Origin of the sequence: Streptomyces sp. NPDC002619, assembly GCF_042889305.1 — a bacterium.
Classification (GTDB): Bacteria; Actinomycetota; Actinomycetes; order Streptomycetales; family Streptomycetaceae; genus Streptomyces.
Genome location: NZ_JBIAQV010000014.1, coordinates 168,066 through 194,853, shown reverse-complemented (window position 1 = coordinate 194,853; position 26,788 = coordinate 168,066). Strand labels below are relative to the sequence as shown.

23 protein-coding genes, 1 pseudogene and 1 riboswitch are annotated in these 26,788 nt (G+C 71.3%); of the genes and pseudogenes, 12 read left to right on the top strand and 12 right to left on the bottom strand.

The genetic code is table 11. The features are described from left to right. Positions 1 to 99: 99 nt before the first annotated feature. The 4 genes from ACFYXB_RS23150 to ACFYXB_RS23135 all read right to left on the bottom strand — a co-directional run bounded on the left by ACFYXB_RS23150 (position 100) and on the right by ACFYXB_RS23135 (position 4,828). Positions 100 to 387 carry a YkvA family protein gene (locus ACFYXB_RS23150; protein ID WP_388500295.1) on the bottom strand — a complete coding sequence of 96 codons (288 nt, stop codon included), beginning with the start codon at positions 385 to 387 and terminating at the stop codon, positions 100 to 102. A gap of 67 nt (positions 388 to 454) precedes the next feature. Next, the gene (locus tag ACFYXB_RS23145; RefSeq protein WP_389585308.1) at positions 455 to 1,615 is read right to left on the bottom strand and encodes a hypothetical protein; all 1,161 of its coding nucleotides are present in this window, start codon (positions 1,613 to 1,615) and stop codon (positions 455 to 457) included. A 297-nt stretch (positions 1,616 to 1,912) separates the two neighbouring features. After that, a complete protein-coding gene (locus ACFYXB_RS23140; protein ID WP_389585306.1) occupies positions 1,913 to 3,277 on the bottom strand; it encodes an FAD-dependent oxidoreductase in 1,365 nt (454 codons plus the stop codon). Positions 3,278 to 3,430: 153 nt separating this feature from the next. Then, positions 3,431 to 4,828 (bottom strand): NlpC/P60 family protein, encoded by a 1,398-nt coding sequence (locus tag ACFYXB_RS23135; protein ID WP_389585305.1) that lies wholly within the window; start codon positions 4,826 to 4,828, stop codon positions 3,431 to 3,433. An 8-nt stretch (positions 4,829 to 4,836) separates the two neighbouring features. Beyond that, positions 4,837 to 5,009: riboswitch (cyclic di-AMP (ydaO/yuaA leader) on the bottom strand. Positions 5,010 to 5,596: 587 nt separating this feature from the next. Between ACFYXB_RS23135 and ACFYXB_RS23130 the strand changes: the two genes are divergently transcribed. Next, positions 5,597 to 7,537, top strand: a complete 1,941-nt coding sequence (locus ACFYXB_RS23130; protein ID WP_389585334.1) for a DUF1996 domain-containing protein — start codon at positions 5,597 to 5,599, stop codon at positions 7,535 to 7,537. 47 nt (positions 7,538 to 7,584) lie between these two features. Here ACFYXB_RS23130 and ACFYXB_RS23125 read toward each other — a convergent pair whose 3' ends face one another. Further along, positions 7,585 to 8,496 carry a PhzF family phenazine biosynthesis protein gene (locus ACFYXB_RS23125; protein ID WP_389585303.1) on the bottom strand — a complete coding sequence of 304 codons (912 nt, stop codon included), beginning with the start codon at positions 8,494 to 8,496 and terminating at the stop codon, positions 7,585 to 7,587. Between the two features lie 125 nt (positions 8,497 to 8,621). On the opposite strand from ACFYXB_RS23125, the gene ACFYXB_RS23120 reads away from it, so the two are divergent. The 5 genes from ACFYXB_RS23120 (at position 8,622) to ACFYXB_RS23100 (ending at position 11,921) form a co-directional block, all read left to right on the top strand. Continuing rightward, positions 8,622 to 9,074, top strand: coding sequence for an NAD(P)H-dependent oxidoreductase (locus ACFYXB_RS23120; RefSeq protein ID WP_351358388.1), 453 nt, complete (start codon positions 8,622 to 8,624; stop codon positions 9,072 to 9,074). Between the two features lie 430 nt (positions 9,075 to 9,504). Next, on the top strand, positions 9,505 to 10,038 hold the full coding sequence (locus tag ACFYXB_RS23115) for a hypothetical protein (RefSeq protein WP_389585300.1): 534 nt from the start codon (positions 9,505 to 9,507) through the stop codon (positions 10,036 to 10,038). 106 nt (positions 10,039 to 10,144) lie between these two features. Next, on the top strand, positions 10,145 to 10,762 hold the full coding sequence (locus ACFYXB_RS23110; RefSeq protein WP_389585299.1) for a class F sortase: 618 nt from the start codon (positions 10,145 to 10,147) through the stop codon (positions 10,760 to 10,762). Between the two features lie 36 nt (positions 10,763 to 10,798). Next, positions 10,799 to 11,269: an SRPBCC family protein gene (locus ACFYXB_RS23105; RefSeq protein ID WP_389585297.1), complete on the top strand. Its 471-nt coding sequence runs from the start codon at positions 10,799 to 10,801 to the stop codon at positions 11,267 to 11,269. A gap of 130 nt (positions 11,270 to 11,399) precedes the next feature. Beyond that, positions 11,400 to 11,921 (top strand): hypothetical protein, encoded by a 522-nt coding sequence (locus ACFYXB_RS23100; RefSeq protein ID WP_389585295.1) that lies wholly within the window; start codon positions 11,400 to 11,402, stop codon positions 11,919 to 11,921. Positions 11,922 to 11,989: 68 nt separating this feature from the next. On the opposite strand, the gene ACFYXB_RS23095 is transcribed toward ACFYXB_RS23100, so the two are convergent. The 3 genes from ACFYXB_RS23095 to ACFYXB_RS23085 form a co-directional block, all read right to left on the bottom strand. Further along, positions 11,990 to 13,057 (bottom strand): glycerophosphodiester phosphodiesterase family protein, encoded by a 1,068-nt coding sequence (locus tag ACFYXB_RS23095; protein ID WP_351358402.1) that lies wholly within the window; start codon positions 13,055 to 13,057, stop codon positions 11,990 to 11,992. 265 nt (positions 13,058 to 13,322) lie between these two features. Then, positions 13,323 to 14,060 carry an NPP1 family protein gene (locus ACFYXB_RS23090; RefSeq protein WP_389585331.1) on the bottom strand — a complete coding sequence of 246 codons (738 nt, stop codon included), beginning with the start codon at positions 14,058 to 14,060 and terminating at the stop codon, positions 13,323 to 13,325. Between the two features lie 348 nt (positions 14,061 to 14,408). Beyond that, entirely contained in the window at positions 14,409 to 15,863 is a 1,455-nt protein-coding gene (locus tag ACFYXB_RS23085; protein WP_389585293.1) for a glyceraldehyde-3-phosphate dehydrogenase, read from the bottom strand. A 137-nt stretch (positions 15,864 to 16,000) separates the two neighbouring features. Here ACFYXB_RS23085 and ACFYXB_RS23080 point away from each other — a divergent pair. Beyond that, positions 16,001 to 16,102: pseudogene (locus ACFYXB_RS23080) on the top strand (LysR family transcriptional regulator); the annotation flags it as partial. A 66-nt stretch (positions 16,103 to 16,168) separates the two neighbouring features. Here the strand turns inward: ACFYXB_RS23080 and ACFYXB_RS23075 are convergent. Continuing rightward, a complete protein-coding gene (locus ACFYXB_RS23075; protein WP_389585291.1) occupies positions 16,169 to 17,158 on the bottom strand; it encodes an aldo/keto reductase in 990 nt (329 codons plus the stop codon). 283 nt (positions 17,159 to 17,441) lie between these two features. Here ACFYXB_RS23075 and ACFYXB_RS23070 point away from each other — a divergent pair, with 283 nt between their 5' ends. Continuing rightward, positions 17,442 to 18,794, top strand: coding sequence for a hypothetical protein (locus tag ACFYXB_RS23070; protein ID WP_389585289.1), 1,353 nt, complete (start codon positions 17,442 to 17,444; stop codon positions 18,792 to 18,794). On the opposite strand, the gene ACFYXB_RS23065 is transcribed toward ACFYXB_RS23070, so the two are convergent. Beyond that, entirely contained in the window at positions 18,795 to 20,966 is a 2,172-nt protein-coding gene (locus ACFYXB_RS23065) for a SpoIIE family protein phosphatase (RefSeq protein ID WP_389585287.1), read from the bottom strand. It lies immediately after the preceding gene. Between ACFYXB_RS23065 and ACFYXB_RS23060 the strand changes: the two genes are divergently transcribed. The 4 genes from ACFYXB_RS23060 (at position 20,965) to ACFYXB_RS23045 (ending at position 23,929) form a co-directional block, all read left to right on the top strand. Then, positions 20,965 to 21,204: a hypothetical protein gene (locus tag ACFYXB_RS23060; protein WP_389585285.1), complete on the top strand. Its 240-nt coding sequence runs from the start codon at positions 20,965 to 20,967 to the stop codon at positions 21,202 to 21,204. The two genes, ACFYXB_RS23065 and ACFYXB_RS23060, sit on opposite strands and share 2 nt — an antisense overlap. 69 nt (positions 21,205 to 21,273) lie before the next feature. After that, positions 21,274 to 22,242 carry an AAA family ATPase gene (locus tag ACFYXB_RS23055; protein WP_389585283.1) on the top strand — a complete coding sequence of 323 codons (969 nt, stop codon included), beginning with the start codon at positions 21,274 to 21,276 and terminating at the stop codon, positions 22,240 to 22,242. Further along, entirely contained in the window at positions 22,158 to 23,576 is a 1,419-nt protein-coding gene (locus ACFYXB_RS23050; RefSeq protein WP_389585329.1) for a LuxR C-terminal-related transcriptional regulator, read from the top strand. The genes ACFYXB_RS23055 and ACFYXB_RS23050 overlap by 85 nt, the downstream gene beginning before the upstream one ends. Before the next feature lie 155 nt (positions 23,577 to 23,731). After that, positions 23,732 to 23,929, top strand: coding sequence for a hypothetical protein (locus tag ACFYXB_RS23045; RefSeq protein ID WP_389585281.1), 198 nt, complete (start codon positions 23,732 to 23,734; stop codon positions 23,927 to 23,929). A gap of 15 nt (positions 23,930 to 23,944) precedes the next feature. On the opposite strand, the gene ACFYXB_RS23040 is transcribed toward ACFYXB_RS23045, so the two are convergent. Beyond that, on the bottom strand, positions 23,945 to 25,354 hold the full coding sequence (locus tag ACFYXB_RS23040) for a DUF2252 domain-containing protein (protein WP_389585278.1): 1,410 nt from the start codon (positions 25,352 to 25,354) through the stop codon (positions 23,945 to 23,947). A 304-nt stretch (positions 25,355 to 25,658) separates the two neighbouring features. Beyond that, the gene (gene mgrA, locus ACFYXB_RS23035) at positions 25,659 to 26,702 is read right to left on the bottom strand and encodes an L-glyceraldehyde 3-phosphate reductase (protein WP_389585276.1); all 1,044 of its coding nucleotides are present in this window, start codon (positions 26,700 to 26,702) and stop codon (positions 25,659 to 25,661) included. Positions 26,703 to 26,788: the final 86 nt, after the last annotated feature.

Sequence of the window (26,788 nt, the reverse complement as noted above, 5' to 3'; positions counted from 1 at the left end):
CCCGCGCCAGCGGGACAGGGCTGGACGCAAACGCAGCATCACCGCCAGTGATGCCCGTTGTGCAAGCCCGGGACCTTCAGTCCCGGGTCGTTGACAGGCTCAGACGCCGGTACCGTCCGTCGGCAGGGTCCTGGCGGTGCGCAGGGAGCGCAGGGCGAGGATCAGGACGCCGATGTCGTCCAGGTAGACGGGGTCGGGCAGCAGATCGGTCGGCAGCACCAGATAGAGGACGGCGCCCCAGAAGACCCAGCGCGGGCCGGTGGGCAGTCCGGCCCGCCGCAGGTTCCGCCGGGTGCGGACCAGCCGTACCAGCACACCGACGGCCACGGCGAGCAGGGCCGCCGCGAGCACGGCGGCGACCAGCAGCAGTGTCGTGGTCGTGTCCATGAGGTCTCCTGTCCGGTCCTTCCTCGACTCTTCCCGCCCGCGGTGGCAGTATCGCCTCCCGGACGGGTCACGACGGACGATTGGCCTCGTCGGCGACGTCGCCGTCCGGCGTGTCGGCCGTGCCGTTCGTCGGGCGGAGCCCCTTGGCGGCGCCCTTCAGCCGTCCGAACGTACGCGTCAACTGCTGGAACGGCGAAGCCGTCCGGGGACCGGGCACCTCCTGAGGTGCGGCGGCCCGGTCGGGTACGTCCCGGTAGGCCGCCAGCGCCTCCTGAGCCCGCTCGGCGGCCTCCCGGTACAGATCCCGGGACCTGGTCATCGCCTCGAGTGCCTCGGCGTACATCACCACCAGCCTGCGCTCGTGCGCCAGCTCCTCCTCGAGGGTCATCAGGGTCCAGTTCTCGCGCAGGCCGGTCAATGCCTCGCCGGCGCCCTGCGGCAGGGGCTTCGGCAGGGCGGTGAAGCGCCTCAGTACGTCGACGAGTTCGGTGGGCTCGGAGCCGTCCAGGAAGACGCTGCGCACGGAGAACTCCCGGGCGTCGTAGCCGGGCGGCGCCGGATCCGGGGGCAGGACCACGGCTCCGCCGCGCGGCACTTCCACGCCGAGGTCGCGCAGCGCCCAGTTCACGGCGCGCAGTTGCTGCGGCGCCGCCCGGTGCTCCACGACGCGGTGCCGCAGTCCCGGGGGCAGCAGGCGCGCCAGCGGCAGCCGGCCGCACTCGTCCGGGGTCATGGCCTCGTGCACGACGAGCTGGACGGCCCAGGACTCACGCGCGGCGGCCTTGAGCACGCGCCGCATGTCCTTATCGTCGGCGGGCAGCGGGTTGACTTCCCGCAGACGTAGGCCCGCGACGCCGTGATGGTGATCCCAGTCGGTGTCGTCCTCGGGCCAGAACATCGTGATGGGTGACGGCCACCGCTCGTCCCAGGGGCGCTCCGCCTCCGCCACCAGCAGCCACTCCGGCCCGTCTTCACGCCCTTGCTGCGGTACGAGTGTCAGACGGGCCCGCACCGTCACATCACCGCCCACCCGCCATCGCGCCTCGAAGACCCGCTCGGGGTCGCCCTCGGGCACGGGCGGTTCGGCGAAGTCGTCGAGGACCCCGCTCTTCTTGAGGCGGCGCAGATTCCTGCGGAGGATGTCCTCGGCACCGGGACCTGCGTGGTGGCCGCGGGCCGGCCAGAGCGTGCTGGGAATGGAGGGGTGGTCGGAGGCGGAGTTCGACATGAGCCAATCTGCGGACGGGGACGTCGTGCGCCTACCAGTATCACGGCCCGGTCCGTCGGCACGTCGTCCGGGGCTGACGAATCGTGGCGCACCGGGCGCACACGGCGCACTCGGGGTGTGCACGGCGCACTCCAGGCGGCCCCGCTTCACACATGCCGATGATCTGTCCGGCGCACGACAATGGACCGTCGAACGGGGCCCGCCCACCATCCGCTTGGGGTGGGTCCCGTTCGCCTGCGTCCCCGGCTCGCCGCGTCCGGTGTGGGCGCGGTCAGTCGGGGGGACTGCCGCAGGGAATTACGCCCCGCTCTCCCGCAGCATGTCCTCGCGCTCGACGATCTTCACGCGCTCGCGGCCCTGCGGTTCGCCCAGGGACTTCTCGGCGGCGTCCAGGCGGTACCAGCCCTCCCACGTGGTGAAGCGGACGTTGCGCTGGGCGAGGAACGCGTCCACGGCCTCCGGCCCGGGCGAGTCCGGGGTGTGCAGGCGGCCGTTCGCGTGGTCGTCCAGGAGGTTGGCCACCGCCTCGTTGGCGTCGCCCTTAGTGTGGCCGATCAGACCGACCGGGCCGCGCCGGATCCAGCCGGTGACATACGTGGACTGGAGGTGCGCGCCGCTCTCCTCGACGACCCGGCCGCCCTCGTCCGGAACCGTGGCGGACTCGATGTCCCACGGCAGCTTCGGCAGCTTCTCGGAGAGGTAGCCCACGGCCCGGTAGACCGCCGTGACGTCCCAGTCCTTGAACGTGCCGGTGCCCTTGACGTTGCCGGTGCCGTCGAGAGCGGTGCGCTCCGTGCGTAGGCCCACGACCCTGCCGTGCTCGCCGACGATCTCGGCCGGGGACTCGAAGAAGTGGAGGAACAGCTTGTGCGGCCGGTCACCGACGTCGCGGATCGCCCAGTTCTCCAGGGTCTTGGCGACCATGTCGGCCTGCTTGTTGCCGCGCCGCGTCTCGATCGAGCCCTCGTCGTAGTCGATGTCCTCGGGGTCGACGATCACCTCGATGTTCGGGGAGTGGTCCAGCTCCCGCAGCTCCATCGGGCTGAACTTCGCCTGCGCCGGGCCGCGGCGGCCGAAGACGTGGATCTCCAGCGCCTTGTTCGCCTTCAGACCGTCGTAGACGTTCGGCGGGATCTCCGTGGGCAGCAGCTCGTCCGCCGTCTTGGCCAGGATGCGCGCGACGTCGAGCGCGACGTTGCCGACGCCGAGCACGGCGACCTTCTCGGCCTCCAGGGGCCAGGTCCGGGGCACGTCCGGGTGACCGTCGTACCAGGAGACGAAGTCGGCGGCGCCGTACGAACCGTCCAGTTCCATACCGGGTATGGACAGGTCGCGGTCCGCCATCGCGCCGGTGGAGAAGATCACGGCGTCGTAGAACGCGCGCAGGTCGTCGAGGCTGATGTCCTTCGGGTAGTCGACGTTGCCGAACAGCCGGATCTGCGGCTTGTCGAGCACTTGGTGCAGCGCGGTGACGATGCCCTTGATGCGCGGGTGGTCGGGCGCGACGCCGTACCGGATCAGGCCGAAGGGGGCGGGCATCCGCTCGAAGAGGTCGATGGACACACCGGGCTCGGCGGCCACCTCGGATTTGAGCAGGGCGTCGGCGGCGTAGATCCCGGCGGGGCCGGCTCCGACGATGGCTACCCGCAGGGGGCGCGGCATGATCAGGTTCCCTTCGAGCGAGGAAAAGGCGACTCGATCGGGAAGCCTAAGCTAAGGCAGACCTAAGTTAGTACGGGGGTCCGGTCTATGACCCCATAAAGCGATCTTATGGGCTGGATAAGGCGCTCTAATGGGCCGACCGGACCCCTGTGGTCACGCGGGCCTGATCACCCGGTGGATCGCCGACTCCCCGGCGCCGAAGATCGACTCCTCGCGGATGAGCGAACCGGGGCCGGGCGCGTGGACCATCATGCCGTTGCCGACGTACAGGCCGACGTGACTGTCGTTGTCGAAGAAGAAGACGAGATCTCCGTCCTGGATGTCGGTGAGCGTGACAGACATGCCCGCGCTCGCCTGCTCCCGCGCGGAACGCGGCAGGGCGACGCCCGCGGCCTTCCAGGCGGCCTGCGTGAGACTCGCGTAGTCGTACGAGTCCGGCCCGGTCGCACCCCAGAGACACGGCCTGCCGATCTGCTCCCGCGCGAAGGCGACGGCCTTGCCGGCGTTGCCGCCGTACAGGGCGTCCGGCGCGCTGCCGATACCGACCGGCGCGAAGGATCCGGTGTCCGTGAGGGCGGTCGTGAGAAAGGTCCCGATGTCGGTGGTGGGGGAGGGGGCTGCGAAGGACCCGGGTTCGGCCCAGGTGCTGGGACCGAGTGCGTCGGGCAAGCCCAGGGGGTCCGGTGTACCCAGCGGGTCGGACGTGCCCAGGGGGTCCGGCATGCCGAGCGCATCGGCTGTGCCGCGCGGCGTGTCCGTCGACGACGGTGTCGCCACGCCGAGGCCGACCGCCCACGACGGGGGTCGCCACTCCTCCTCGGTCGGCTGTTCCACCGGAGCCTGTACGCCGGACCAGGCGCCCGAGTCGGTCGGCCGGGCCTCGATCGCCGCGATCGGGCCGGTCCGCTGTACGGCGTACCGCGACAGCAGGTCACGGGCCACGGCGAGCTTGCGCCGGTTCCGCTCCTTGGCGGTGCCCGGCGAGGGGCGCCGCGGCTCGGCGGCGCGGGCGGGCAGTGCCTTGGGCGCCTCCGGTTCCCGGCGTGAGCCGGGTACGGCGGGCAACGCGGCGACGAGCCGGCCGGTCGGCGACGCGTCCGGTCCCGTGGATCCGCCAGACCCTGCGGTCAGCTCGGCAACGGGGCGGACCGCCGGTTCCCGCAGTGGGCGATCGAGTGCTCCGGCTGACGGCCCGGCGGGGAGCTCCGGCATGCGTCGACGACCTGTCAACTCCGGCCCCGCGCGCCTGAGTTCATCCTCCGACTGAGCCTTGGGGCGATCCTCGGCGGGGCGCTGCGGCCTGCGGTCGTTCGGCAGTGCGGCCGGCACGGTCGGGCCGAGCTTCGCGCGGGCCGCGTCGAACCACTGCCGGGTGACCTGGTCCAGATCGGGATCGGTCCGTGCGGAGCGGTTCTTGCGCAACGGGACGCCACGGCCCCGTGTGCCCGACGTCCTCGCGCGGGTCGCGTTGTAGTTCCCGGTGGCGTTCTCTGCCTGGTCGTAGAGGCTGTCGATCCGCTGTCGAACCTCGTCGCGGCTCTCCGGCGCCATGGGAGACGCACTCCTTCCGTACTCCGCCTACCGAGTTAGCTGTCGGGTTCGGGCGGTCGATTCCGGAAGGCTTGCCCTACGGCCCCTGCCCCGACGGGCAGTTGGACCGATTCACCCCAATGTCGGTTGGGTCCCCGGCTCCGGTCGCCACGCAGGGCGCCGGACTCGGCGGAGGCCACGCGGCCCGGCGGGATTCGCCGGGGGGAGCCGTGCGGCCCGGTCGTCAACTTAGCCAACTTGTGTGGCGCACGTGAAGGTTGAAGTGCGAATTGCCCGATACGTATTTGTGATGTTCGCCCCGCAGTTCGGGGACGGGCTGCAATGCATCGGGACAATTGCCCTGCGTTGGCGTCCGCGTACATCAGATCGGGCGTCAGGAGCGCCACCGTGCCCGGCAGGGCCTGGAACACCGCCGCGTAGTCGATCTCCGGATTCGTCATGGCATCGCCGTCCGGTCGGCAGCAGGTTTTGCATCATTTTCCCACGAAACGGCATGCGGGCTGCCGGGCGTCACGGATCGGAGTCGGGTGACTGCGTACGGCTGTTCAACCGTGTCGGCCGTGACGCCCGTGTCGCCATGCGCCCTTGGTGGCCATGAGGTGGCCATGAATCCGCGGGGCGTTTGAACACCCGGGCGTGCGGCGCCGTATGGGTGCGGGGGATTTCCATGCCGAGACGGCCTCGAGACGCAGGGGTACTTCCGTGGGACGCAACAGGCGCAGACGCCCGACAGGCGCACGACGCGCGACCTTCGCAGCGGTCGCACTGATGCTGGGCGGAGGTGGTCTGATCGCGGTGAACGTCTACGCGTCCGCCACCGAAGGCGGTTGGGGTCAGGAGTCGGACCAGAGCCGGAACGCACAGGTCCTGGCCGCGGGGGCGGCCACGATCGACTGCCCGGACATCGGCAGCCGCCTGACCGCCGTGCCGGACGAGGCGAAGGCGGACGTCGACCGCGAACTCGCCCTCCTCGACCAGCAGATCGCCGCGGCCTACCAGCAACTGCAGGACTCCGCGCAGGCCCAGCAGCAGGATTCCGCGTTCGCCGACAACAGCATCATGAACCCCCTCAAGGACAAGCGCGCCGCGACCATCGAGCGGATCGCGGGCGCCATCGACCGCACGGGGGACCGCCCGCAAGGCCTGGAGGACCTGGCCGCATGCACGCTGCGGCCGGCCGGCAACCAGACCGGCGACGGCGCGAACAGCGGCCAGGGGCAGGCCGATCCGAGTCAGGGCCAGGGGCAGGGCGACGGCGCTCAACAGCAGAACGGCGGACAGGGCGGCAACGGCCCCGTCGCCGCCGACTACGCCGACATCACCACCGTCCAGCCCAACGTGCAGAACCCGCCCCAGCAGGCCGACGCCTCCAAGGGCACCTTCACGAGCAGCTGCGGTGTCAACGCGGGCGGACTGTTCAACTCGGACAACGTGATCGTCGCTCCCGGCGTCAGCAACGGCGCCCACCACTTCCACGACTACATCGGCAACCAGTCCAACAATGCCTTCGCCAGCGACGACGACCTGGCGAACGCCGACACGAGCTGCGAGGACAAGGGCGACAAGTCGACGTACTACTGGCCCGTACTGCGTCTGCAGGACGGCTCGCGCGAGCGGGACGCCGACGCGCCGGGCGGTGGCACCGAGGGCAACGCCGGCAAGATTGTCACGCCCGAGCAGGTCACGCTGTCGTTCGAGGGCAGCCCGCGCGGCAAGGTCACGGCCATGCCGCGGCTGCTGCGCATCATCACCGGCGACGCCAAGGCGTTCGTCAACGGCCCCGCCAACGCCAATGCGTCGTGGAGCTGCACCGGCTTCGAGGATCGGCAACTGAAGGACAAGTACCCGCTGTGCCCGTCCGGCAGCGACGTCGTACGCACCTTCAAGTTCCAGAGCTGCTGGGACGGACGGAACATCGACAGCGCCAACCACCGCACGCACGTGGCGTTCGCCGCCGCGGACGGCAGCTGCCCCCAGGGCTTCGAGGCGATTCCGCAGCTGGTGCAGCGCATCGTCTACGACGTCGACGCGCCCAGCCTCCAGGACGGGGGCCGCACCACGCCGTTGTTCGCGGTGGACTCCTTCCCCGAGCAGTTGCACAAGCCGGTCACCGACCACGGCGACTTCATCAACGTCTTCGACGAGAAGCTGATGGGGGAGATGGTCGACTGCATCAACTCCGGCCGCACGTGCGGCTCCGGTGCCGCCCCGGCTCCCAGCGAGCAGCCGAGCGAGCAGCCGGGCCAGGAGCCGAGCGACCCGCCCGCCTCCGATCCCGCCCCCGCGCCCGGCCAGAGCGACGAGCCCGCCCCCGGCGACACGGCGACGCAGGAGCCCGGCGAACCGCCGGCCGATACGCCCCCGGCCACCGACGCCCCCACCACCGAGGCACCCAGGGTGTACGCGACGGCGTCGCCCGACGGCAACGCCCCGGCACAGGATGACTCGGACAAGGCCGACGGCAAGGTCAGCGAGGTCGGCAGCGACAGCGGGGCCACCGAATCCTCGGAACTCGGCGGACCCACCCAGTCCGACGCGCCCGCGGTGGTCGGGGCCGACGCCCCCTCCGCCGCCGCGCAGACCGAACCCCAGGCGGTCCAGGGCGGGCTCGCGGAGACGGGGGCGAACCTCTGGCCCGCCGCGCTCGGCGCACTGCTCGTCATCGCGGGCTTCGTCGTGCTGCGCCGCATGGGACGCCGTTCCATGTGACCCGGCACCGACCGACGGAACCGCGCGGCACGGGAGGCCGCGGCCGGTCAGGGTGACCAGCTCACCACCCTGACGACCGAGGCCTCCCCGCCGACCCGGACGAGTGGCGGCCCCACCGGACGGGGCCGCATGGTGGCGACGACCGTGGCGGGGCTCTCGAGCGAGTCGCCCATGTCGACGGTGATCCGGGTACGGCCCTCGCTCGCCAGGTGCGCCGCCAGACAGGCCGTGCTGTTGGCGTTGGCGATGTCCTCCGGGACGCCGATCGCCGGCGCGAACATCCGGGCGGCCAGGGCGCCTTCGCCGCCCGGCACGGAGTGGACGTAACAGCCCAGCAGCCCGAGCCGGTCGCAGGCACTGCGCAGCCGGTCGAAGTCGGGGGAGAGCCCGGCGAGCACGGCCCGCGACCGGACCGGCACGAGCAACCGCCAGCGCCCCGTGGACGCCACCCGCACACCGGCCGCGAGCGTGTCCTCGGCGATGCCGAGCGCGGCGAGCACCAGACCCGCTTCGGCCTCGGTGGGCTCACGCAGGCGCACCGGACCGGGATCGAAGACCGCCTCGACCCGCTCGCCGTCACGTGCCCAGCTCCCGGTGAACGTCCGTCCTCCGGCGCGCAGTTCGGCCTCGAAGCGCTCGGTTCCCGCACGCTCGGCGAGCACGGCCAGCGCTGCGACCGTGCCGTGCCCGCAGGCCGGCAGCTCACCGGCCGACGTGAAGAAGCGCAGCGTCGCGCCCGTACGGCCGCCGTCCGTCTCGCCGGTCGTGACGAAAACGGCATGGGAGGTGCCGAGGCTCGCGGGCAGGGCGAGCCGGTCGGCCTCGGTGAGCGGGGCGTCGTCGAGCACCGCTGTGGGGCTGCCGCCGCTGCCGTCGCGCTGACAGGCGTGGACGATCGTGACGGGGAGGGACCGGCCGGCCATCGGATGCCCCGCCGTCCGGTAGCTCTTCTCGCTCACGTTGTCCTCCAGGTGGGAAGGGTAACCGGGGGCACCGACGACGCCGTACGGGATTGCCCGTGGGCTCCCGGTTCCCTGGCAGCACCGTTTGCGGCCGGGAGGCGCGCCACGGCAGGGTGCGTGATGTGCCTACCTTGCTGATCGTTCACCACACGCCCTCACCCAACTGCCAGGCGATGTTCGAGGCCGTCGTGTCCGGCGCCACCACGCCGGAGATCGAGGGAGTCCGGGTCGTACGGCGCGCGGCGCTGGCCGCGACCGCGTCCGACGTGCTCGCCGCCGACGGCTATCTGCTCGGCACCCCGGCGAACCTCGGCTACATGGCGGGTGCCCTCAAGCATTTTTTCGACCAGGTTTACTACCCCTGCCTGGACGAGACCCGGGGCAGGCCCTTCGGCTACTTCGTGCACGGCGGCAACGACGTCACCGGGGCCGTGCGCGGCATCGAGTCGATCACCACCGGCCTCGGCTGGCGCCGCGCGGCCGACGCGGTGACCGTGACGGGCGAGCCCGGCAAGACCGACCTCGAGGCGTGCTGGGAACTGGGCGCGACGGTCGCCGCCGGGCTCACGGACTGAGGCGAGCGTTGGCGTCCGGCGGAGGGTTGATGCCGATCGTCGCCGTCCGGCCGAGACCTTGAGGCCGACCGCCCCCGTCACGTCCAGCGCATCCCGATGGCGGACAGCTGACGGACCCGGTCCGGCACCGTACGCCCCGGCGACAGCTGCGCCCGGCGCTCCCCGGACAGCGCGCCGGGCACGGCCTCCACGGCCTCTTCCTCGGCATGCGGCCGCTCGACCGCCGCGCCGCCGCTCAGTACACCAGTCGGCCGATCCCGGTGCTGGTCCCGGATCCGGGGCGAAGGGGCCGGCCGGGGTGTCCGGTTAACCCGGCTGGGCGGCCCGGATGGTGCGAGCGGAGGGGCTGATTGACGGTGGTTCATGTCGGGCCGGGTGATCTCAGCTGATGGAGTATCGGCTGCCCGGTCCGGGCCGGAAGGACTTCCAGATGCGTTCTGCCCGAATTTTCCTGGCTACGGCGGCCGCCACCGCCGCCCTTGCGTTCGCCGCCCCCGGGGCATACGCCTCCGGAAGCGGAAACAACAGCGGAGACTCCTCCTACAGCAGCGGCGGCAACGGGATCGGCAATGGGATCGGCAACGGGATTGGCAACGGCAATGGGATCGGCAATGGGGTCGGCAACGGGCTCGGCAATGGGATCGGCAACGGGCTCGGCAATGGGATCGGCAACGGAATAGGCAACGGCAACGGAATAGGCAACGGCAACGGGATAGGCAACGGGCTCGGCATCGGTAACGGGCTCGGCATCGGCAACGGGATCGGCAACGGCAACGGGATCGGCAACGGGATCGGCAACGGGATAGGCAACGGGATAGGCAACAGGCCCAACGGCGGCATCCACGCCGGCGGCGGCGGGCTCGCCACGCCGGGCGTCAGCGCGGGCGGCCTCGCCGTCCTGGCCTTCCTGGGCACGGGCGTGTACGCGCTGCGTCGTAGGAACGCCGTCGGGCAGCTCTCCTGACCGGCCGCCCACGACTCGGGGGCCGACGCCGCGCACGCCGGGCCGGCGGCCGGCCTCCCGTATGCCGTGACCGCCGCGCAGCCGCGACCGAGTGAGGTGGTGTCCGATGACAGCTCCCGAGCCGTCCCCGAGCTCCGGCGGACATCTGGTGATGTGGGGCGTCGCCTGCCTGCTCCTGGCCGCGGGCATGGGCGGCGGCAAGCCGCCCGACAGCACCGCCCCGCCGCGCGCCGGTGGCTCCGCGGCCATCGCGCACCCGGCCGGCAAGCATCTGCCCCGGTCCAGCCCGACACGTCTGCTCATCCCGAAGATCGACGTGGACGCCCCGTTCACCACCCTCACCCTCGGTCCGACGGGGCAGCTCCAGCCGCCGCCCGCGGGCGACGTGAACCTCGTCGGCTGGTACGCCAAGGGCGCCTCCCCCGGCGAGGCCGGCACCGCGATCATCGCCGGGCACTACGACACGACGACCTCCGCGGCCGTCTTCGCCGGACTCGGGGAGCTGAAGCCGGGCGACCACTTCACCGTCAGGCGGGCCGACGGCAAGAACGCGGACTTCGTGGTGGACAGCTCCGAGGCGTTCGAGAAGGACGACTTCCCCAACCGCCGCGTGTACGCCGACACCCCGCGCGCCGAGGCACGCCTCATCACCTGCGCCGGGAACTACGACCACGAGGCCCAGGACTACACGGAGAACCTGGTGGTCTTCGCGCACCTCGTCTGACCCCGGTCGGACCGGACCCGGCGGTAGCGTGTGGGCATGTATGCCATGCGAGTATCCAGGCATGTACAGGCGCCCGCCGCGACGGTCTACCGCGCGCTCGTCGACGCCGACGCGGTCGCCCGATGGCGGGCGCCGGACGGGATGAGCGCGCACGTCCATGAATTCGACGCCCGCGAAGGCGGCGCGTTCCGGGTGTCCCTCGTCTACGACGCGGCCGAAAGGGCGGGAAAGTCCGGCGGCCACACGGACACCTACCGGGGACACTTCATCCGGCTCGTGCCCGGTGAACTGGTCGTCGAGGAAATCGAGTTCGAGACGGGCGACGACGCGTTGCGCGGCGCGATGACGATGACGACGAGACTCACCGAGACCGACGACGGCACCGACGTGGTCATGGTGCACGAGGGCATTCCCGACGACATCCCGCGTGAGGACAACGAACTCGGCACCCGTATGGCCCTCGACAACCTCGCCCGGCTGACCGAAAGGCGTGCGGCGTCCGGCTGAAATTCGGCGCAACCATTTCCCTTTTCCAGAGCGGGAAAATTTCCGAAAAAGCGGTTCAACCGGCGTGCGGGGAATGCGGTCTTCAGCAGTGCCGACGGCCGGGAAAGACCCGGCCGCAAGGAAACGGGGAATGCACGACATGACCATGCGTATGCGCAGCCGCAGGTTCCTGCTCACCGCCGCCACCATCACCGCGGTCCTCTCCCTCGCCGCCGTGACCCCGGCCCTCGCCGGAACCGGCGCGACCCACACCACCACCACTCGAGCCGCGGCGGCCTCTGGCGCCCAGGGTGACCCGCGTGGCGCGGGCCGGCGCGTGGCGGACTTCTACGGGGCCTACATCGACGCCGTCTGGGACAGCGAGGACCCGGCCGCGGGGGCCGCCGCCAAGGCGCTGCGCTCGTTCTACCTCTCCGCAGGCGCCCAGAAGAAGGTCGCCGTGTTCGAGGCCCGGGAGCACGCCGACGGCATCCTCTTCGCGCAGAACGTGCCCGTGAAGTGGAAGGTCACCAACACCGGTTCCGGCGCGGGCCACGCCACGAACCGGGTCACGCTCACCTGGAGCGACGGACCCGACGCGCAGGTCACGAACATCGACGTCCAGTCCGACCTGCAGACCCTCAAGATCACCGACCTGAAGCAGGCCGGCTGACCCCGGCGTACGACGGCGGAGCCCGCCCCGGCACACCGGGGCGGGCTCCGTCATTCCGGTGTGCCCGGTCAGCTCGGGTCGTAGGCCTTCGGCAGGCGCATGCCGCGGTCGGCCATGATCTGCCGTACGTGGTTGGGGTAGTTGGTGATGATGCCGTCCACGCCCATGTCCATCAGCGCTTCCACGGTGGCCGGGTCGTCACAGGTCCACGGGATGACCTTGAGACCGCGGGCGTGCGCCTCGGAGACCATCGTCGCGTCCGGGTAGAAGCGGAAGCCCGGGTCGCCGATCTTGCCGTTCTGCGGGAAGCCGTAGTTGGGCGAGAGGGCGGTGACGCCGGGGACGGCGGCGGCCGCCTTGACGAAGTCGCCGTCGTAGTCGTCCGCGTCGATCCCGCCCAGCCACGGGGAGGCACCGGGCTGTCCGACCTGGAGGAAGTCGTAGTTGGTGAGCGCCACCAGGGGCCACCTGGGCGCGAGCTTGTGGATGGCTTTGAGCGCGCCCCAGTCGAAGGACTGGATGGTGACCTGGTCCTCGATGCCCGAGCTGTGGATCTCCTCGAACACCCGGCGGACGAACAGCTCGCGCGGCTGGGTCTGTTCGGGCGCCCCGGCCTCGACCTTCGTCTCGATGTTCAGCTTGATCTTGTTGGCGTGGTAGCTCTTCACCAGGTTCAGGACGTCCTTGAGCTCCACCATCCGGAAGCCCTTGACGACCTCCTGCTCGGGGAAGCCGGGAAGCTGCTGGTAGCCGCAGTCCATGGTCTTGATCTGGGCCAGCGTGAGGTCCTTGATGTACTTGCCGACGTACGGGTACATCGGGTCGCCCGGCGTGACCGGCGCCGTGTCGCGGCACTTCTGGGCGCTGATCTGACGGTCGTGGTTGACGACGACCTTCAGGTCCTTGGTGACGTGGGTGTCCAGTTCGAGCGTGGTCACCCCGAGGCGCATCGCCTTGCCGAAGCCCTCCAGCGACTCCTCGGTCGTCATACCGATGCCGCCGCGGTGGGCCTGCAGGTCGAAGTGGGTCTTCTGGGGCAGCACGCCGGGCTGTTCGGCCGCGGCGGCCTGGACGGCCGACGGGAAAGCGAGCACCGGCACCAGGGCCAGACCGGCGAGAACATGTCTTGAGGACATCGAAATCCTTCGTGGGTTGATTTCGGGCGCGGCAGACGCTAGTTCCGCTCTGGACATGGGGAGCGGACTGTTCGTGATGCTTCCGTGAACGCCCGGGGACGCACCCGGCTCCTCTTCCGTACGGCGGATCTCCCGCGTGGCGGTGGCCCGGACGATGCCGGCGCGGGGTTCGTGGTGCCGTGACGGAGCAGCGGTACGACGCCGCCGTCCCGCTCACCTCCGAGGCCTGGGAGGTGAGCGGGACGGTGCCGTGAACCCGGGAGGGTCAGGCGTTGGGGTCGAAGGGGATACCCGCGGGCATCGAGTGAGCCAGGCCGTACTGGAAGTCGCCGTCCTTGATCTTGATGGTCGCGGCGCCGAAGTCCGCGCTCAGGAGCTTGTCGCGGTATCCGGCCGGGTAGCCGTTCCAGCCCACCAGGCGCGGGTAGAACCAGCCGCCGGTGGCGTTCTCCGGCGGCTCGTCATTGGTGTTGGCGAAGCGGAAGCAGTGCGTCGAGGCGCCGTCCTTGTGGTAGACGACCTTCGGATGCGTCCCGTCGAAGCGGACGGCCGAACGACCGGCCACCTGGTAGCCGCTGTGCTGCGACACCGACACGTACTGGACCTCGTTGTTGTTGATCCACACCACGACGTGCTCCCAGTCGTGGGTGTGGCCGATGGCGGCCGGACCGAGCGTCGCCTGGTCCTTCTCGAAGTAGCTGGCGTACATCACCGCGCACCAGCCGTTGTTGCACTTCTCGCGCGAGTAGGTGTTGGCGTTGGCCAGTTGGGCGTAGTCGTGGCAGTGCCCGTTGACGTCGCCGCCGAGCTTGAGACCCGGGTTGATGGTGCCGTCGGCGCCGATCGCGGCCGTGGCGTAGCAGCCGTCGCCGTCGTAGTCGTAGGCCGGGGAGAAGCTCTGCTCCAGGCCGTCGGCGTTCTGCGGCAGCAGTTGCAGGACGTTGGCGCTGGCGCTGCTGGGCAACGCGATCACCAGGGCGAGCGCGCCGAGCGCGGCGGCCAGGGCGGTGCGCGCACGCCGTGAACGGGCGGGGTGGGACGGGGAGTTCGGGGACGGGAGCGTGGGGGATACCGGATTGCGCACGGGAAGTCCTCACTCGTGAACGGGGAGGCGAGATGCCGATGCCTCGGCCCGGTGGGGAGGTTGGTGAAGAAGAGCTCGCGGCGGCCTTCTGGTGCTACAGGTCCAGACCTTGACAGGGGAGGGATGGCGTCGTCAACTCCCCTGGAATGACGGCTACTTCGTCATGTGACGTGCACCGGCGGGTATGCGTGATGCCGCCGACCTGTCATCAGATCGACGGCATCATGCGTGAGGCGGTGCGAAGCGGCCCGTGCTGCCGCTCGTGGGTCAGACCGCCGGGGCCGGGTACGTGGGGTACTCCACGCCGGAGACGTGCTGGACGACGCGGACGACCTGGCAGGAATAGCCGAACTCGTTGTCGTACCACAGGTAGAGGATCGCGTTGTCGCCCTCGACCTTGGTGGCGCCGGCGTCGACGATCGAGGCGTGGCGCGAGCCGATGAAGTCGTTGGAGACCGCGTCGGGGGCGCTGGTGAAGTCGATCTGACGCCTGAGCGGCGAGGTCAGCGACACCTCGCGGAGGTGGTCGAGGACCTCCTCGCGGGTGGTCTCGCGGGCGAGCTGGAGGTTGAGGATCGCGATCGAGACGTCCGGCACCGGGACCCGGATCGAGCTGCCGGTGATCTTCGCCTTGAGGTCGGGCAGCGCCTTGGCGACCGCGGAGGCCGCACCGGTCTCGGTGATGACCATGTTGAGCGGCGCCGAACGGCCACGACGGTCGGACTTGTGGTAATTGTCCAGAAGGTTCTGGTCGTTGGTGAACGAGTGCACGGTCTCCACGTGGCCGCGCAGCACCCCGTACTCGTCGTCCATCGCCTTCAGCGGCGGGACGATCGCGTTGGTCGTGCAGGACGCGCAGGACAGGATCCGCTCGTCCGGCTTGACCGTGTCGTGGTTCACGCCGTGCACGATGTTGGGCACGTCACCCTTGCCCGGCGCGGTGAGCACGACCTTGTCGATGCCGGGGCGCAGATGACTCGACAGGCCCTCGCGGTCGCGCCACTTGCCCGTGTTGTCGATGAGGATGGCGTCCTTGATGCCGTACGCCGTGTAGTCCACCGACGTCGGGTCGTCGGCGTAGATGACCTTGATCTCGTTGCCGTTGGCGGTGATCGTGCCGTTCGCCTCGTCGACGGTGATCGTGCCCTGGAAGGGGCCGTGGATCGAGTCGCGGCGCAGCAGAGAGGCGCGCTTGACGAGATCCTCGGACGCACGCCCGCCGCCCCCGCGCACGACGATGGCGCGCAGCCGCAGACCGTTGCCGGAGCCGGACTTCTCGATGAGCAGTCGGGCGACGAGACGGCCGATGCGGCCGAAGCCGTACAGGACGACGTCACGGCCCTCGCCACGCTCGATCTTGTTGGCGCCCGTCGCGCCGGCGACGGCCCCGGCGGTGAATTCCTCGACCGTGAGGCCACGGTCGTCGGACTGGTACGTCGCGGCGAGCATGCCGATGTCGATCTGGGAGGGGCCGAGGTCCAGCGCGGTGAGCGCCCGCAGGAACGGCATCGTCTCGGTGACCGAGAGCTCCTCACCGGCGATCTGCCGGGCGAACCGATGGGTCTTGAGGATGCTGACCACCGACTTGTTCACCAAGGAGCGGCTGTGCAGCAGGACGGTCACGTCCCGCTCGCGGTGCAGCTTCCCGATGATCGGGATCATCGACTCCGCGATCTCCTCGCGGTTCTTCCAGTTGGTGAACGAGTCCTCGTTGACAGTCACAGATCTATCTTTCGAGCTAGGCGGCGCTCATATGCTAACCCCTCGGTACTTTGATCTTTCATGGGGTGCCGGTCGGCCGGGCTCACTGTTCCTGTTCGCCCCGTTGTGCGCCGCGGGGGCGCCGACGGGGGGTCGCCTTGTGCGCCATCGCCGACGCGGGCAGCGTGGACCGCGCCGCCGCCGACCTGAGCTACTCGCAACCGGCCGTGAGTACCCAACTCAGGCACATCGAGCGGCACCCGGCCCGTACGACGCGCGCCGGCCCGGAGCCGGGGCCCCGGGCCGGCGCACGCACCGCCGTGTGCTCAGAGGTTGACGGTCCTCATCCCGGCCTCGTCGTAGCGCTCCCCGGCGACCGGCGGGAGTTCGGCGTCGATCCGGGCCAGGTCTTCCTTGGTCAGTTCGACGTCGACCGCGGCCGCGTTCTGCTCGAGGTAGGTGCGCCGCTTGGTGCCCGGGATCGGTACCAGGTGCTCGCCCTGGGCCAGCACCCAGGCGATCGCCAGCTGAGCCGGCGTCACGTCCTTCTCGGCGGCGATCTCCTTGACCTTCGCGGCCAGCCGCAGGTTCGCGTCGAGGTTGTCGCCGGTGAAACGGGGGCCGCTGCGGCGGAAGTCGTTTTCGTCGAGTTCCTCGGGCGAGGAGAACCGGCCGGCGAGGAAACCGCGGCCGAGCGGTGAGTACGGCACGAACCCGATGCCGAGCTCCCGGCAGGTGGGCAGGACCCCGTTCTCCGGGTCGCGGGTCCACAGCGAGTACTCGGTCTGCACGGCCGTGACCGGATGCACGGCGTTCGCGCGGCGGATCGTCTCGGGCGCCGCCTCGCTCAGCCCGATGTGCCGGACCTTGCCCTCGGCGACCAGCTCCGCCAGTGCGCCGACGGTCTCCTCGATCGGCACCTTGGGGTCGACGCGGTGCTGGTAGTACAGGTCGATGTAGTCGGTGCCGAGGCGCTCGAGCGAGCCGTGGACCGAGCTGCGTACGTGCTCGGCGGAGCCGTCCTGCGGGCCGACCGTGCTCATGTCGCCCGGAACGGCGTCGTCCATGCGGTAGTTGAACTTCGTCGCGATCACATACTCGTCGCGGTGACCCCGGATCGCACGCCCGACGAGCGACTCATTGGTGAGCGGCCCGTACATCTGCGCCGTGTCCAGGAAGTCGATGCCCAGGTCCAGGGCGCGCTGGATGGTCCTGATGCCCTCGTCCTCGTCGGCGGAACCGTAGAAGGCGGACATTCCCATGCAGCCGAGGCCCAGGGCCGATACTCGCAGGTCTCGCAGACTGCGCTGTTCCATGATGACTTCCAGCCTTTCCTTGCCGATGGCCTCGCACGGCCTCCCCTCCATCAAGCTGCGGATTCCGCGCCTCTGCATCCCGGGGGTGCTCGAAAGCCAGGGGCGAGTGATCCGCGCGACGGATGGTGCCGCGTTCTGGACGCTAGGCGTTGAAGTGCTCTCGAAGTCAAACTCGCTCGATCCGACGGTCCCCGGGGTCGCCCGTCCGGGCGCTCCCGGAGTGCTCCGAGGGCGGGCGGCTGAGGCAATGGGGTGATCAGGCATGCACCCTGTCGGAGGCCCCATGAGCGATCCGCACGAGCCCCGACCACCCGGCCGGGGCTCGCAGGGCCCGCCGGGCACGGGCGGCCCGCAGGACGACGCGACGTCCGCGCCCGGCTCCGCTCCCGGCAGGATCGCCCGGCGGACCGCCTCGGCCGTGCTCATCGTCCTCACCTGCGTCCTGGTGCCCGTCGCCCTGCTGGCGGTCTGGCTGCACGACATCGTCCTCGACACCGACCGGTACGTCTCCACCGTCGCGCCCCTCGCCACCGAACCGGCGATCCAGGACGCGGCGGTCCACCGGATCGGCGAGGCCGTCGACGTCCATGTGAACGGACAGCAGGCAGCCTCGGACGTCGCCACGTGGCTGGAGAAACAGGGGCTGCCGCCGCGTGCCGCGAACGCGCTCAAGAGCCTGGGCCCGCAATTGGACGCCGCGGCCGACCAGGCCGTCAACCGGGTGGCCACCCGGGTCGTGGACGGCGACGCCTTCGCCACGGTGTGGAAGGACGCCAACCGGATCGCCCACAAAAACGTCGTGCACGCGCTCACCGGCGAGGGACGCGGCGCGGTGGGAGTCTCCGACGGCACGGTCACGCTCAATGTGGGCACCGCCGTGGAGCAGGTGAAGAAGGAACTGGTCGACGCGGGGCTGACCCCGGCGGAGAAGATCCCCGACGTCGACAAGCAGCTCGTGCTCTTCCAGTCCGACCAACTGGCCAAGGCCCGCAAGGGCGCGCACCTGTTGGACGTAGTCGGCAACTGGTTCCCGGTGCTCGTCGTGCTGCTCGGCACCGGCGGCGTACTGCTGGCCCACGGGCGCCGGCGCGCCCTGGCCCGTACCGCGCTCGGAGCCGCGTTCGCCTGTCTGGTCGTGGCGATCGGGCTGGTCGTCGCCCGCCACTACTACCTGGACCACCTCCCGCCCCAGGTGCAGTCGAAGTCCGCCGCCGCCGCGGTCTTCGACACCCTGCTGCGGTTCCTGCGCGTCAGCCTGCGCACGGCGATCGTCCTCGGCGTGGTCATCGCGCTCGGCACCTACTTCATCGGCCCCGGACGCCTGCCCGTCGCCGTCCGCGGCACCTCCGAGCGCACCGCCGACGCCGCGGCCCGCTGGGCGGCCGCCCACCACGTCGGCACCCGCAAGGTCGGCACCTTGGCACAGACCTACCGCCGTGCGATCACCCTGACCGTGTTGCTGATCGTGGCCCTGGTCTTCGCGCTGTGGAACCACCCGACGGTACTGACGGTCCTGCTCCTCGTACTGGTCCTGCTCGCCGTCCTCGCGGTGCTCGCCCTGTTGGCCGCCGGTGGCCGGATCGACCTCGGCGACCGGCACGCGGCCCCCGACCCGGGTGGCGATGGCCGGAGCTGATCAGCAGCGGGTGTCCGGCGCCGCCGAAGGCAGCGGCTGCTCGGTCCAGATCGTCTTCCCGCCCGGCGAGTACCTGGTGCCCCACCCCTGGGCCAGCTGCGCTGCGATGAACAGGCCCCGGCCGCCCTCGTCGGCCGTACGGGCGTGACGCAGGCGCGGTGCGGCGGCACCGCCGTCGAGCACCTCGCAGGTCAGCGTGCGGTCGTTGATGAGGCGCAGCCTGAGCGGCGGGCGGCCGTACCGTACGGCGTTGGTCACCAGCTCGCTGACGATCAGTTCGGTGTTGAACGCCGTCTCGTCGTCCACCTGCCAGCCGGCGAGCCGCTCGCGGGTCAGGCGCCGGGCGTCGGCCACCGAGGCGGGTTCGGGAGCGAATTCCCACGCGGCGCACCGGTCGGCCGGGAACGAGTGGACCCGGGCGACGATCACCGCGGCGTCCCCCGCGCCCAGGCCGGGCGGCAGCGCGTACACGATGGCGTCGCAGAGGTCCTGGAGCGGCCGGTCGGCGTACTCCGGCGCCATCCGCAGCGGGCCGGGGGACTCGGCGAGATACGCGGTGAGCAGCGGGTCACTGGTGAAGACCAGGACGCTGCCGCCGGGCACCTGGAACGCGACCGAGGCGAACGGCGCGTCCTCGGAGAGGCCGAGCCGCGGCCCCGACGGCGGCTCGGGGATGCCGACGGTGCGGTCCGGGCGTACGACGAGCGGCGCCAGTTGGCCCGCGCCGGCCATCACGCAGCTGCCCGTCAGGGCGTCGTGGATCGCGTACACGCAGTCGGCGGTCAGCAGTTCGCGGCGCAGCGGATCGCCCGCGGGCAGCGAGGCGCGCTCGGTGGCCAACTGCGCCGTCGTGTCGTGCAGTCGGGCGAGGAGTTCGTCGGGGGCGAGGTCGAACGCGGACAGCGAGCGGATGACCGTGCGCAACTGGCCCATGGTCGTCGCCGCGTCGAGCCCCCGCCCGGACACGCTGCCCACCACCAGCGCGGTCCGGGCGCCGGACAGCGCGATGGTGTCGTACCACGCCCCGGGGTCGGCACCGGTGACGGACAGGAACGCGGTCTCCAGGGACGTGTGCGACTCAGGCTTGCGGGGCAGCAGTTGGCGCTGAACCGTGGAGGCGATGGTGTGCTCCCGCGTGAACCGGCGGGCGTTGTCGATGCACAGGGCCGTGTGGGCGGCCAGCTCCACCGCCAGCTCCCGATCGCCCTCGTCGAAAGGCGGTGCCGGCTCCGTCCGGTAGAGGCTGACCAGACCCACGACCGTGTCGCGCAGGGTCAGCGGCGCCGCGAGCAGGGAGTGGGCGTGCGCGGAGCGGATGGCCTCCGCGCGCGGCGGATCGATGTCGAACCACGGGGCGTCGGGCTCCAGATGCACCACCCGCGGGCACAGGTCGGCGAGGGCCTGGGTGAACGGCGTCGGTCCGGGCAGCAGGTGTACGTCGCCTACCGGGTGCGCCTTGGGCGGCCGGCTGTGCCTGCTGCGGAATGCGGTGCGCAGGAGCGGGGTTTCCGAGGGCAGCGGGGCGAGCGGCGGATCGTCACCGCGGAGCACGGCGTCCACCACCTCGACGATGGCGATGTCGGCGAACGCGGGCACCACGGCCGCGACGAGTTCCTCACCGGTCACGGCCGGATCCTGCGTCCGGCCCACGGCCCGCCGCACCGAGTCGAGAACCTTGGCACGGTTCCGGCTGCGCTCGCGCTCGGTGACGTCGACCCCGGTGACGGCCAGACCCAGCACCTGGCCCTCCGGGTTCTCCAGGCGCAGCACGGTCACCTCGACGTGCCGCACCTCGGTGGCCCGCCCCTTGGCGCGGGCCTGCACGATGTGTCCCCGCAGCGGCACACCGGTGTCCAGCACGGTGCGTACGTTGGCCTCGAAGTCCTCCCCGACGACCTCGTACACGTCCTTGATCGGCCGCCCGACCACGTCCTCCGCGGCGAGGCCCCGCATGGCGGGCGTCGCGGTGTTGGCCCGCACGACACGCAACTCGGTGTCGAGCAGGTGCAGGCCTACCGGTGACTGCGTGAACAGCGCCTCCAGCATCGAGGCCGACCTCTCGTTCAGCTGCCGCCCGGGTTCGCTGTGCGCCACTGTGAGAACCTCCGGGGCTGTCGGCGGCAGGGGCCGGTCCACCCGCACATGAATCGCCTTCCAGCCTGCCGCGCCCATGAGACCTCCGCATGCCGGGCGGGGCGGGTCGGGGTTCGTGCACTGCGGCGCGCCCATGGCGGGGCGGGACGGGCCGGTCCTTGTCCTCGCCGACGCGCGTATGGCGGGGTGGGACCGGTCGGGCCTCGTGCTCTCCGACGTGCGCATGGCGGGGCTGGAGCGGATGGGCGCCGTGACCCGGACGCGCATACGCCGGGGCGGGACGGGCCGGTCCTTGTCCTCGCCGACGCGCACATGACGGGCGGGGCAGCCAGAATGATCGAGGAGAGCGCCAGCCATGATCTGACGGACGGTGGCGATGAGCGCCATGGCCAATCAGCACGGGGACGGCGCCGCGGCGGACTCCCGCGTCGATCCCCGTGGAGATCCGTTTCTCGGTACCCGGTTCGTCGCACCGGTACGGCCCGCCACGTTCCTGCGGCGCGCACGACTGACCGGACGCCTCGACCAGGGCCTCGCCACCCCACTGACCCTCGTCGACGGACCGGCCGGCGCGGGCAAGACCCTCCTGGTCGCCGACTGGGCCGATCGGCTGGACCGTCCGGTGGCGTGGCTCACCGCCGAGGCTAGGGACCAGGCGCCCGGCGTTTTCTGGGCCTACCTGCTCCAGGCCCTGCGCGCCGCCGGCACCCGGCTCTCCCCGGGCATCGGCAGCCCCGCGCACGCCGGGAGCGTCGAGAAGACCCTGCTCGCCCGGCTCGCGGCCGACCTCAGCGGCCGGGCCACGCCCGCGATCCTCGTCCTCGACGAGTTCGAACGCGTCCCCGGCCCGGCCATCGCCGAACAACTGGAGTACGTCCTGCGCCACGCGGGCCACGGCCTGCGTCTGATCCTGGTCACGCGGAGCGAACCTCTGCTGCCCCTGCACCGCTACCGCGCCGCCGGAACCGTCACCGAGATCCACGGCGCGGAGCTGGCCTTCACCCCCGCAGAGGCCGCCGGCCTGCTCGACGTCCACGGCATGCGGCTCGGCGACGACACGGTGCGCGCACTGGTGCGCCGTACCCAGGGCTGGGCCGCCGGTCTCCGGCTGTGCGCCACAGCCACGGCGGTTCGCTCGCGGAGACGCTCGCCCACGGGTCCGCCGCCGGCGACTGGGAGTTCACCGCGCGCACCCTGGTCGACGACCTGGCCATCGGCCGGTTCTTCACCGGCCTGCGCTCCGACTGCCCGGCGGAACTGTTCGCCCGTATGCCGCCCGACGCCGACGGCCCGTTCGCGAGCATCGTCCTCGTGGCCCGCGCGCTGGCCGACCACGACCTGGAGCACGGCGTGACCCATCTGCGGCACGCGGCGCACACGCTGGGCGAGGACACCGCCGCCGGCGCGCCCGCCCGGCTGAGCCGCGCCCTCCTGGACGTGCTCGTGGCCCGGCTCACCGGCTTCCCGGGCCGGGCCGAACAGGCCGCCTCCCTCGCCCGCGACCTGCGGGACGCCGTCCCCGCCGAACGCCTCGGCAGGCACCCCGAACTGTTCGCGCTCCTCCTCACTCACCTGGGCTCGGCCCGGCTGTGGGCCGGGCACTTCGACGCCGCGCGGGCCGCGCTCACCGAGGCCGCCGGTTCACCGAGGAGCGCCGCCACAGCGGTGCCCCGCCAGGAATCTCTCGGCCATCTGGCTCTGATCGACTATCTCGACGGCTGGATCGGCCGCGCGGAACGCAAGGCACATGCCGCGCTGCGCGAGGCCGACCGGTACGGCGTGCCCGCGCAAGCCCGCTCCGGCATCAGCCGCCTCGTGCTGGCCGTCGTGGCCGTCGACCGTGACGAACTCGACGCCGCCCAGGCCCTGATCGACGAGACTCGCGCCGCCCGCGACGGCGCCGAGGACCCGGTCACGGCGGCGGCTCTGGCCCCAGCCGGATCCCGGCTGCTGCTCGCCCGCGGCAGTACACAGGAAGCCGTGGCCGCCGCCGAGCCACGGGTCACCGCCGTCGTCGCCTCGCCCTGGGCCGAGGACCAGACGGTGCTGGTCACCGCCGCCCGGCTGGCCGACGGCGATCCGGAGGCCGCAGTGAAGCTGCTGGAGCCCGCGCTCGACCACCGGCCCGCCCGGGCCGTCGCGGCCGCCGGGGCGCGGCTCGCTTCGGGGGACGCCAAGGAGGCGCACGAACTCCTCGACGGCCTCCCGGCCCCCCTGCCCGGCGGTCCGGCCCTGACCGTACCGGCCACGCTGGTCCGCGCCGAGGCCGCAGACCGAGCGGGCGACACCGCCACCGCCCGGCGGCTTGTCGCCCGGGCACTGTCCCATGCGCACCGGGAACGGCTGCGACGGCCGTTCCTCGACGCGGGTCCGTGGATACGCCCCCTGCTCGACGGCGCCCCGGCCGAGGAAATGGCCCTGGACTGGCTCGACACCAGCCCCCGGGCACCCGGCCGGCGCACCCACGACGAGGAACGCGAGCCCGCACCGCTCGTCGAGGAGGTGAGCCCGCGCGAACGGGACGTCCTACGCCGCCTCGCCCTCCTGATGTCCACCGAGCAGATAGCGGCGGACCTGTACGTCTCCGTCAACACGGTCAAGACACACCTCAAGAGCATCTACCGCAAGCTCTCCGTCAACCGCCGCAGCGACGCCGTACGCCGGGCACGTGATCTCCGGCTGCTGTGACCGCAACTCCGGCTGCTGTGACAGCCCGCCCCGGGGAGCCCCGCGGCCCGCCGGATCACCTGTGCCGGGTGAGGCCGGCCGGTCCGGTACGGCGGAGGATCGCGAGTAGGGGCACAGCTCGCCCGGACCCACGCCACCCGCGGAGAGAACAGCTCATGCGGTACGAGATCCGCATCGACGGACATCTGTCCAAGACGCTCGCCGAGGCCTTTCCCGAACTCGACCGTGTGGTCGTGTCCGACCAGACCCTGCTGTACGGCCCGGCCGTGGACGAGGCGCACCTCTACGGGCCGCTGGCGCGGGTCCAGTCCCTGGGCCTGCGTCTCCTGGAGATGCGCCGTCTGCCGGAGTGACCGGATGCCGCGTGCTCACAGGGACGCCGTGGTGATCCGGCCCGTGCGTACGGCCTCCTGAAGGGCCGCGTGGTCCCGCTCGTTCTGGTCGGCGTACACCTGCGCGAACGTGACGAGCGCCCGGTCGAAGCGGTCCCCGCCCCCGAGATAGGCGCCGATGGCCACCGGGTCCCCGGACCGGGCGTGCGCCCGCGCCAGGCTCGCTCCGCACAGCTGGGCGAACACGGTCAGCACATCCGGGTCCCAGGTCTCCGGACGCGCGATCCCCTTCCAGTCGCGCAGCTGACGCACATAGAAGTCCCGGCCCCGGCCGTCGATGCCCAGCACATGCGTCCAGCCCAGGAAGATGTCACTGGCGCTCTGGATCAGCCGCTGCCCCGACACCACCCGGCGCCCCTGGTTGTCGTACCGGCCGCCGCCCGTGAACGGCGCGAGCACCGACTCCTGCGCCTCCTTCGCCTGCAGGATGAGGGGATCGTCGTCGTCCCGACCCAGCATCAGCACGATCCAGCAACGGGTACCGACGCTGGAGACGCCCACCACCTTGCGTGCCAGGTCCACCAGTCGGTAGTTCGCCAGCAGATGGCGGCGCTCGGAGGACAGACTGCGGGCGTAGCTCTCGAGGATCGCCCGGATGTCGTTCTCCGGCATGTCCTCGGCGACGTCGTCCACGAGGTCGCGCAGCGGTGTGATCAGCGGGGGGTCCGGGGTGAACCGGCGGCCTTCGTCCGTAACCCGGGTGAGTTTCTCGTAGGCCTGCATGTGCGTACGGGTGAGGGCACGTGCGCGTGCCTCGTCGCCCCGCTGCCGTGCCTCCTTGCTCGGCGGCGTGTCGAGGAGGGTCCGCATCCGGTCGGCGTCGTCACGCGCGTACCAGATGTCGAAAGTGCGCATGCCGGCGAACTCACGGATCCGCTGTCGGTAGGCCCGCACACATTCCCGTACGGCGGTGTCCTGCTCCCGCGTCGAGAAGCCCTCGGCACGGCACGCGATGACGAAACTGGCCGCCAGCCGCTTCACGTCCCACTCGAAGGGCCCGGCCAGGGTCTCGTCGAAGTCGTCGATGTCGAAGACGAGGTGACGCTCCGGCGAGGCCAGGAGCCGGAAGTTCAGCAGATGCGCGTCCCCGCACAACTGCACGCCCAGACCCGTGTCCGGCAGGGCCCCCAGGTCCATCGCCATGATGGCCGCGGCGCCTCGGTAGAACCGGAACGGCGACTCCAGCATGCGGCCGTAGCGGATCGGCATCAGTGCGCGCACCCGGCGCGCCGACTGGGCCTCGATCACGCCGACCGGATCGGGCCGCGAAGCGTCCGGCGCGAACTGGGCGTGGGCCGAGCGCGGCAGCCGTCCGCGGACCCGTCTGCCGGACTCCGCCCGCTCCGTGGGCGTCCGGGGCGTGGGGGCCGTACTGAGGGTGGTCATCGCCGGACCTCCTCCAACCGGAGCGTTCGTGCGGCCGCTCCCCAGGACACACCACCTCCCGCGCGGTCCGGGCGGCTCACCCGCCGCGGGTGAGCCACGCGCGGCCGCGGCGGGAGACGCTGAGGGCGGAGCGGTCCTCCACACCGTGCCGTCGGGCGGCCGCACCGGGCCGATGCCGATCAGGCGAGGAGGAGCCATGACCGAATCGTCTCGTTCGGGCGTCGGCGCCGGGCCTGAACAGACCCCCGACGGCACGGTCCGCCCTCCGGACTCGGACCCCGCCGAGCTGCCTGCGCCGGCCGGTTCAGCCGAGGTTGCCCAGCCGGGCGTCCCGCCACAGGTCGACGCCGCCGTCGGTGGCGTACTTGTCGATCTCGGCCAGCTCCTCGTCGCTGAAGTCGGGGTTCTCCAACGCGGCCACGTTCTGCTCCAGTTGCTCCGTGCGGGACGCGCCGATCACCAGCGAGGTGACTCGCCGGTCCCGCAGCGCCCAGGCCAGCGCCATCTGGGCGAGGGTCTGCCCGCGCCGGGCCGCGATGCCGTTCAGGGCGCGCAGCCGCTCGATCATGTCGGCCGTCAGCCACGCGGTGTCGAAGCTGGTGCCCTTAGCGGCCCGCGAGTCCTGCGGCACGCCGTCCAGGTAGCGCCCGGTGAGCAGCCCCTGGGCGAGCGCCGTGAAGCCGATGACGCCGAAGCCCTCCTCCTGGGCGACGTCCAGCAGGCCCTCGGTCTCGATCCAGCGGTTGAGCATGCTGTACGACGGCTGGTGGATCAGCAGCGGCGTGCCCAGGTCCCGCAGGATCGCCACCGCTTCCCGGGTGCGCTCGGCGTCGTACGACGAGATCCCGACGTACAGGGCCTTGCCCTGGCGGACGGCGGTGTCGAGCGCGCCCATCGTCTCCTCCAGCGGCGTGCTCGCGTCGAGCCGGTGGGAGTAGAAGATGTCCACGTAGTCCAGGCCCATGCGGCGCAGCGACTGGTCCAGAGAGGCCAGCACGTACTTGCGGGAGCCGCCGCCCTGCCCGTAGGGGCCGGGCCACATGTCCCAGCCGGCCTTGGTCGAGATCACCAGCTCGTCCCGGTACGGCGCCAGGTCCTGCTTCATCAGCCGACTGAAGTTGATCTCGGCGGAGCCGTAGGGCGGTCCGTAGTTGTTCGCCAGGTCGTGGTGGGTGATCCCGAGGTCGAAGGCGCGCAGCGCGATCTCCCGCTGGGCCTCGAACGGCCGGTCGTCGCCGAAGTTGTGCCAGTAGCCCAGGGACAGGACCGGGAGGTCAAGGCCCGAGCGTCCGGTGCGCCGGTAACGCATGGTGCCGTCGTAACGCTCAGGGTCCGCGACATGGTTCATCGGGTGTACTCCGGGTGGTGCGCGTAGGGGGAAGGCCCGCCGATTCCGGCCGGCATCTCCACCCTGCTCCTGAGTGATCCCGAAGT

Coding starts and splice junctions, on each gene's coding strand:
- ACFYXB_RS23150 (WP_388500295.1), bottom strand. CDS start 387: ATGGACACGACCACGACACTGCTGCTGGTCGCCGCCGTGCTCGCGGCG.
- ACFYXB_RS23115 (WP_389585300.1), top strand. CDS start 9,505: ATGCGTTCTGCCCGAATTTTCCTGGCTACGGCGGCCGCCACCGCCGCC.
- ACFYXB_RS23105 (WP_389585297.1), top strand. CDS start 10,799: ATGTATGCCATGCGAGTATCCAGGCATGTACAGGCGCCCGCCGCGACG.
- ACFYXB_RS23135 (WP_389585305.1), bottom strand. CDS start 4,828: ATGGCGCCGGAGAGCCGCGACGAGGTTCGACAGCGGATCGACAGCCTC.
- ACFYXB_RS23140 (WP_389585306.1), bottom strand. CDS start 3,277: ATGCCGCGCCCCCTGCGGGTAGCCATCGTCGGAGCCGGCCCCGCCGGG.
- mgrA (WP_389585276.1), bottom strand. CDS start 26,702: ATGAACCATGTCGCGGACCCTGAGCGTTACGACGGCACCATGCGTTAC.
- ACFYXB_RS23055 (WP_389585283.1), top strand. CDS start 21,274: ATGGCCAATCAGCACGGGGACGGCGCCGCGGCGGACTCCCGCGTCGAT.
- ACFYXB_RS23045 (WP_389585281.1), top strand. CDS start 23,732: ATGCGGTACGAGATCCGCATCGACGGACATCTGTCCAAGACGCTCGCC.
- ACFYXB_RS23095 (WP_351358402.1), bottom strand. CDS start 13,057: ATGTCCTCAAGACATGTTCTCGCCGGTCTGGCCCTGGTGCCGGTGCTC.
- ACFYXB_RS23100 (WP_389585295.1), top strand. CDS start 11,400: ATGCACGACATGACCATGCGTATGCGCAGCCGCAGGTTCCTGCTCACC.
- ACFYXB_RS23050 (WP_389585329.1), top strand. CDS start 22,158: ATGCCGCCCGACGCCGACGGCCCGTTCGCGAGCATCGTCCTCGTGGCC.
- ACFYXB_RS23060 (WP_389585285.1), top strand. CDS start 20,965: ATGAGACCTCCGCATGCCGGGCGGGGCGGGTCGGGGTTCGTGCACTGC.
- ACFYXB_RS23065 (WP_389585287.1), bottom strand. CDS start 20,966: ATGGGCGCGGCAGGCTGGAAGGCGATTCATGTGCGGGTGGACCGGCCC.
- ACFYXB_RS23130 (WP_389585334.1), top strand. CDS start 5,597: ATGCTGGGCGGAGGTGGTCTGATCGCGGTGAACGTCTACGCGTCCGCC.
- ACFYXB_RS23110 (WP_389585299.1), top strand. CDS start 10,145: ATGACAGCTCCCGAGCCGTCCCCGAGCTCCGGCGGACATCTGGTGATG.
- ACFYXB_RS23070 (WP_389585289.1), top strand. CDS start 17,442: ATGAGCGATCCGCACGAGCCCCGACCACCCGGCCGGGGCTCGCAGGGC.
- ACFYXB_RS23145 (WP_389585308.1), bottom strand. CDS start 1,615: ATGTCGAACTCCGCCTCCGACCACCCCTCCATTCCCAGCACGCTCTGG.
- ACFYXB_RS23075 (WP_389585291.1), bottom strand. CDS start 17,158: ATGGAACAGCGCAGTCTGCGAGACCTGCGAGTATCGGCCCTGGGCCTC.
- ACFYXB_RS23040 (WP_389585278.1), bottom strand. CDS start 25,354: ATGACCACCCTCAGTACGGCCCCCACGCCCCGGACGCCCACGGAGCGG.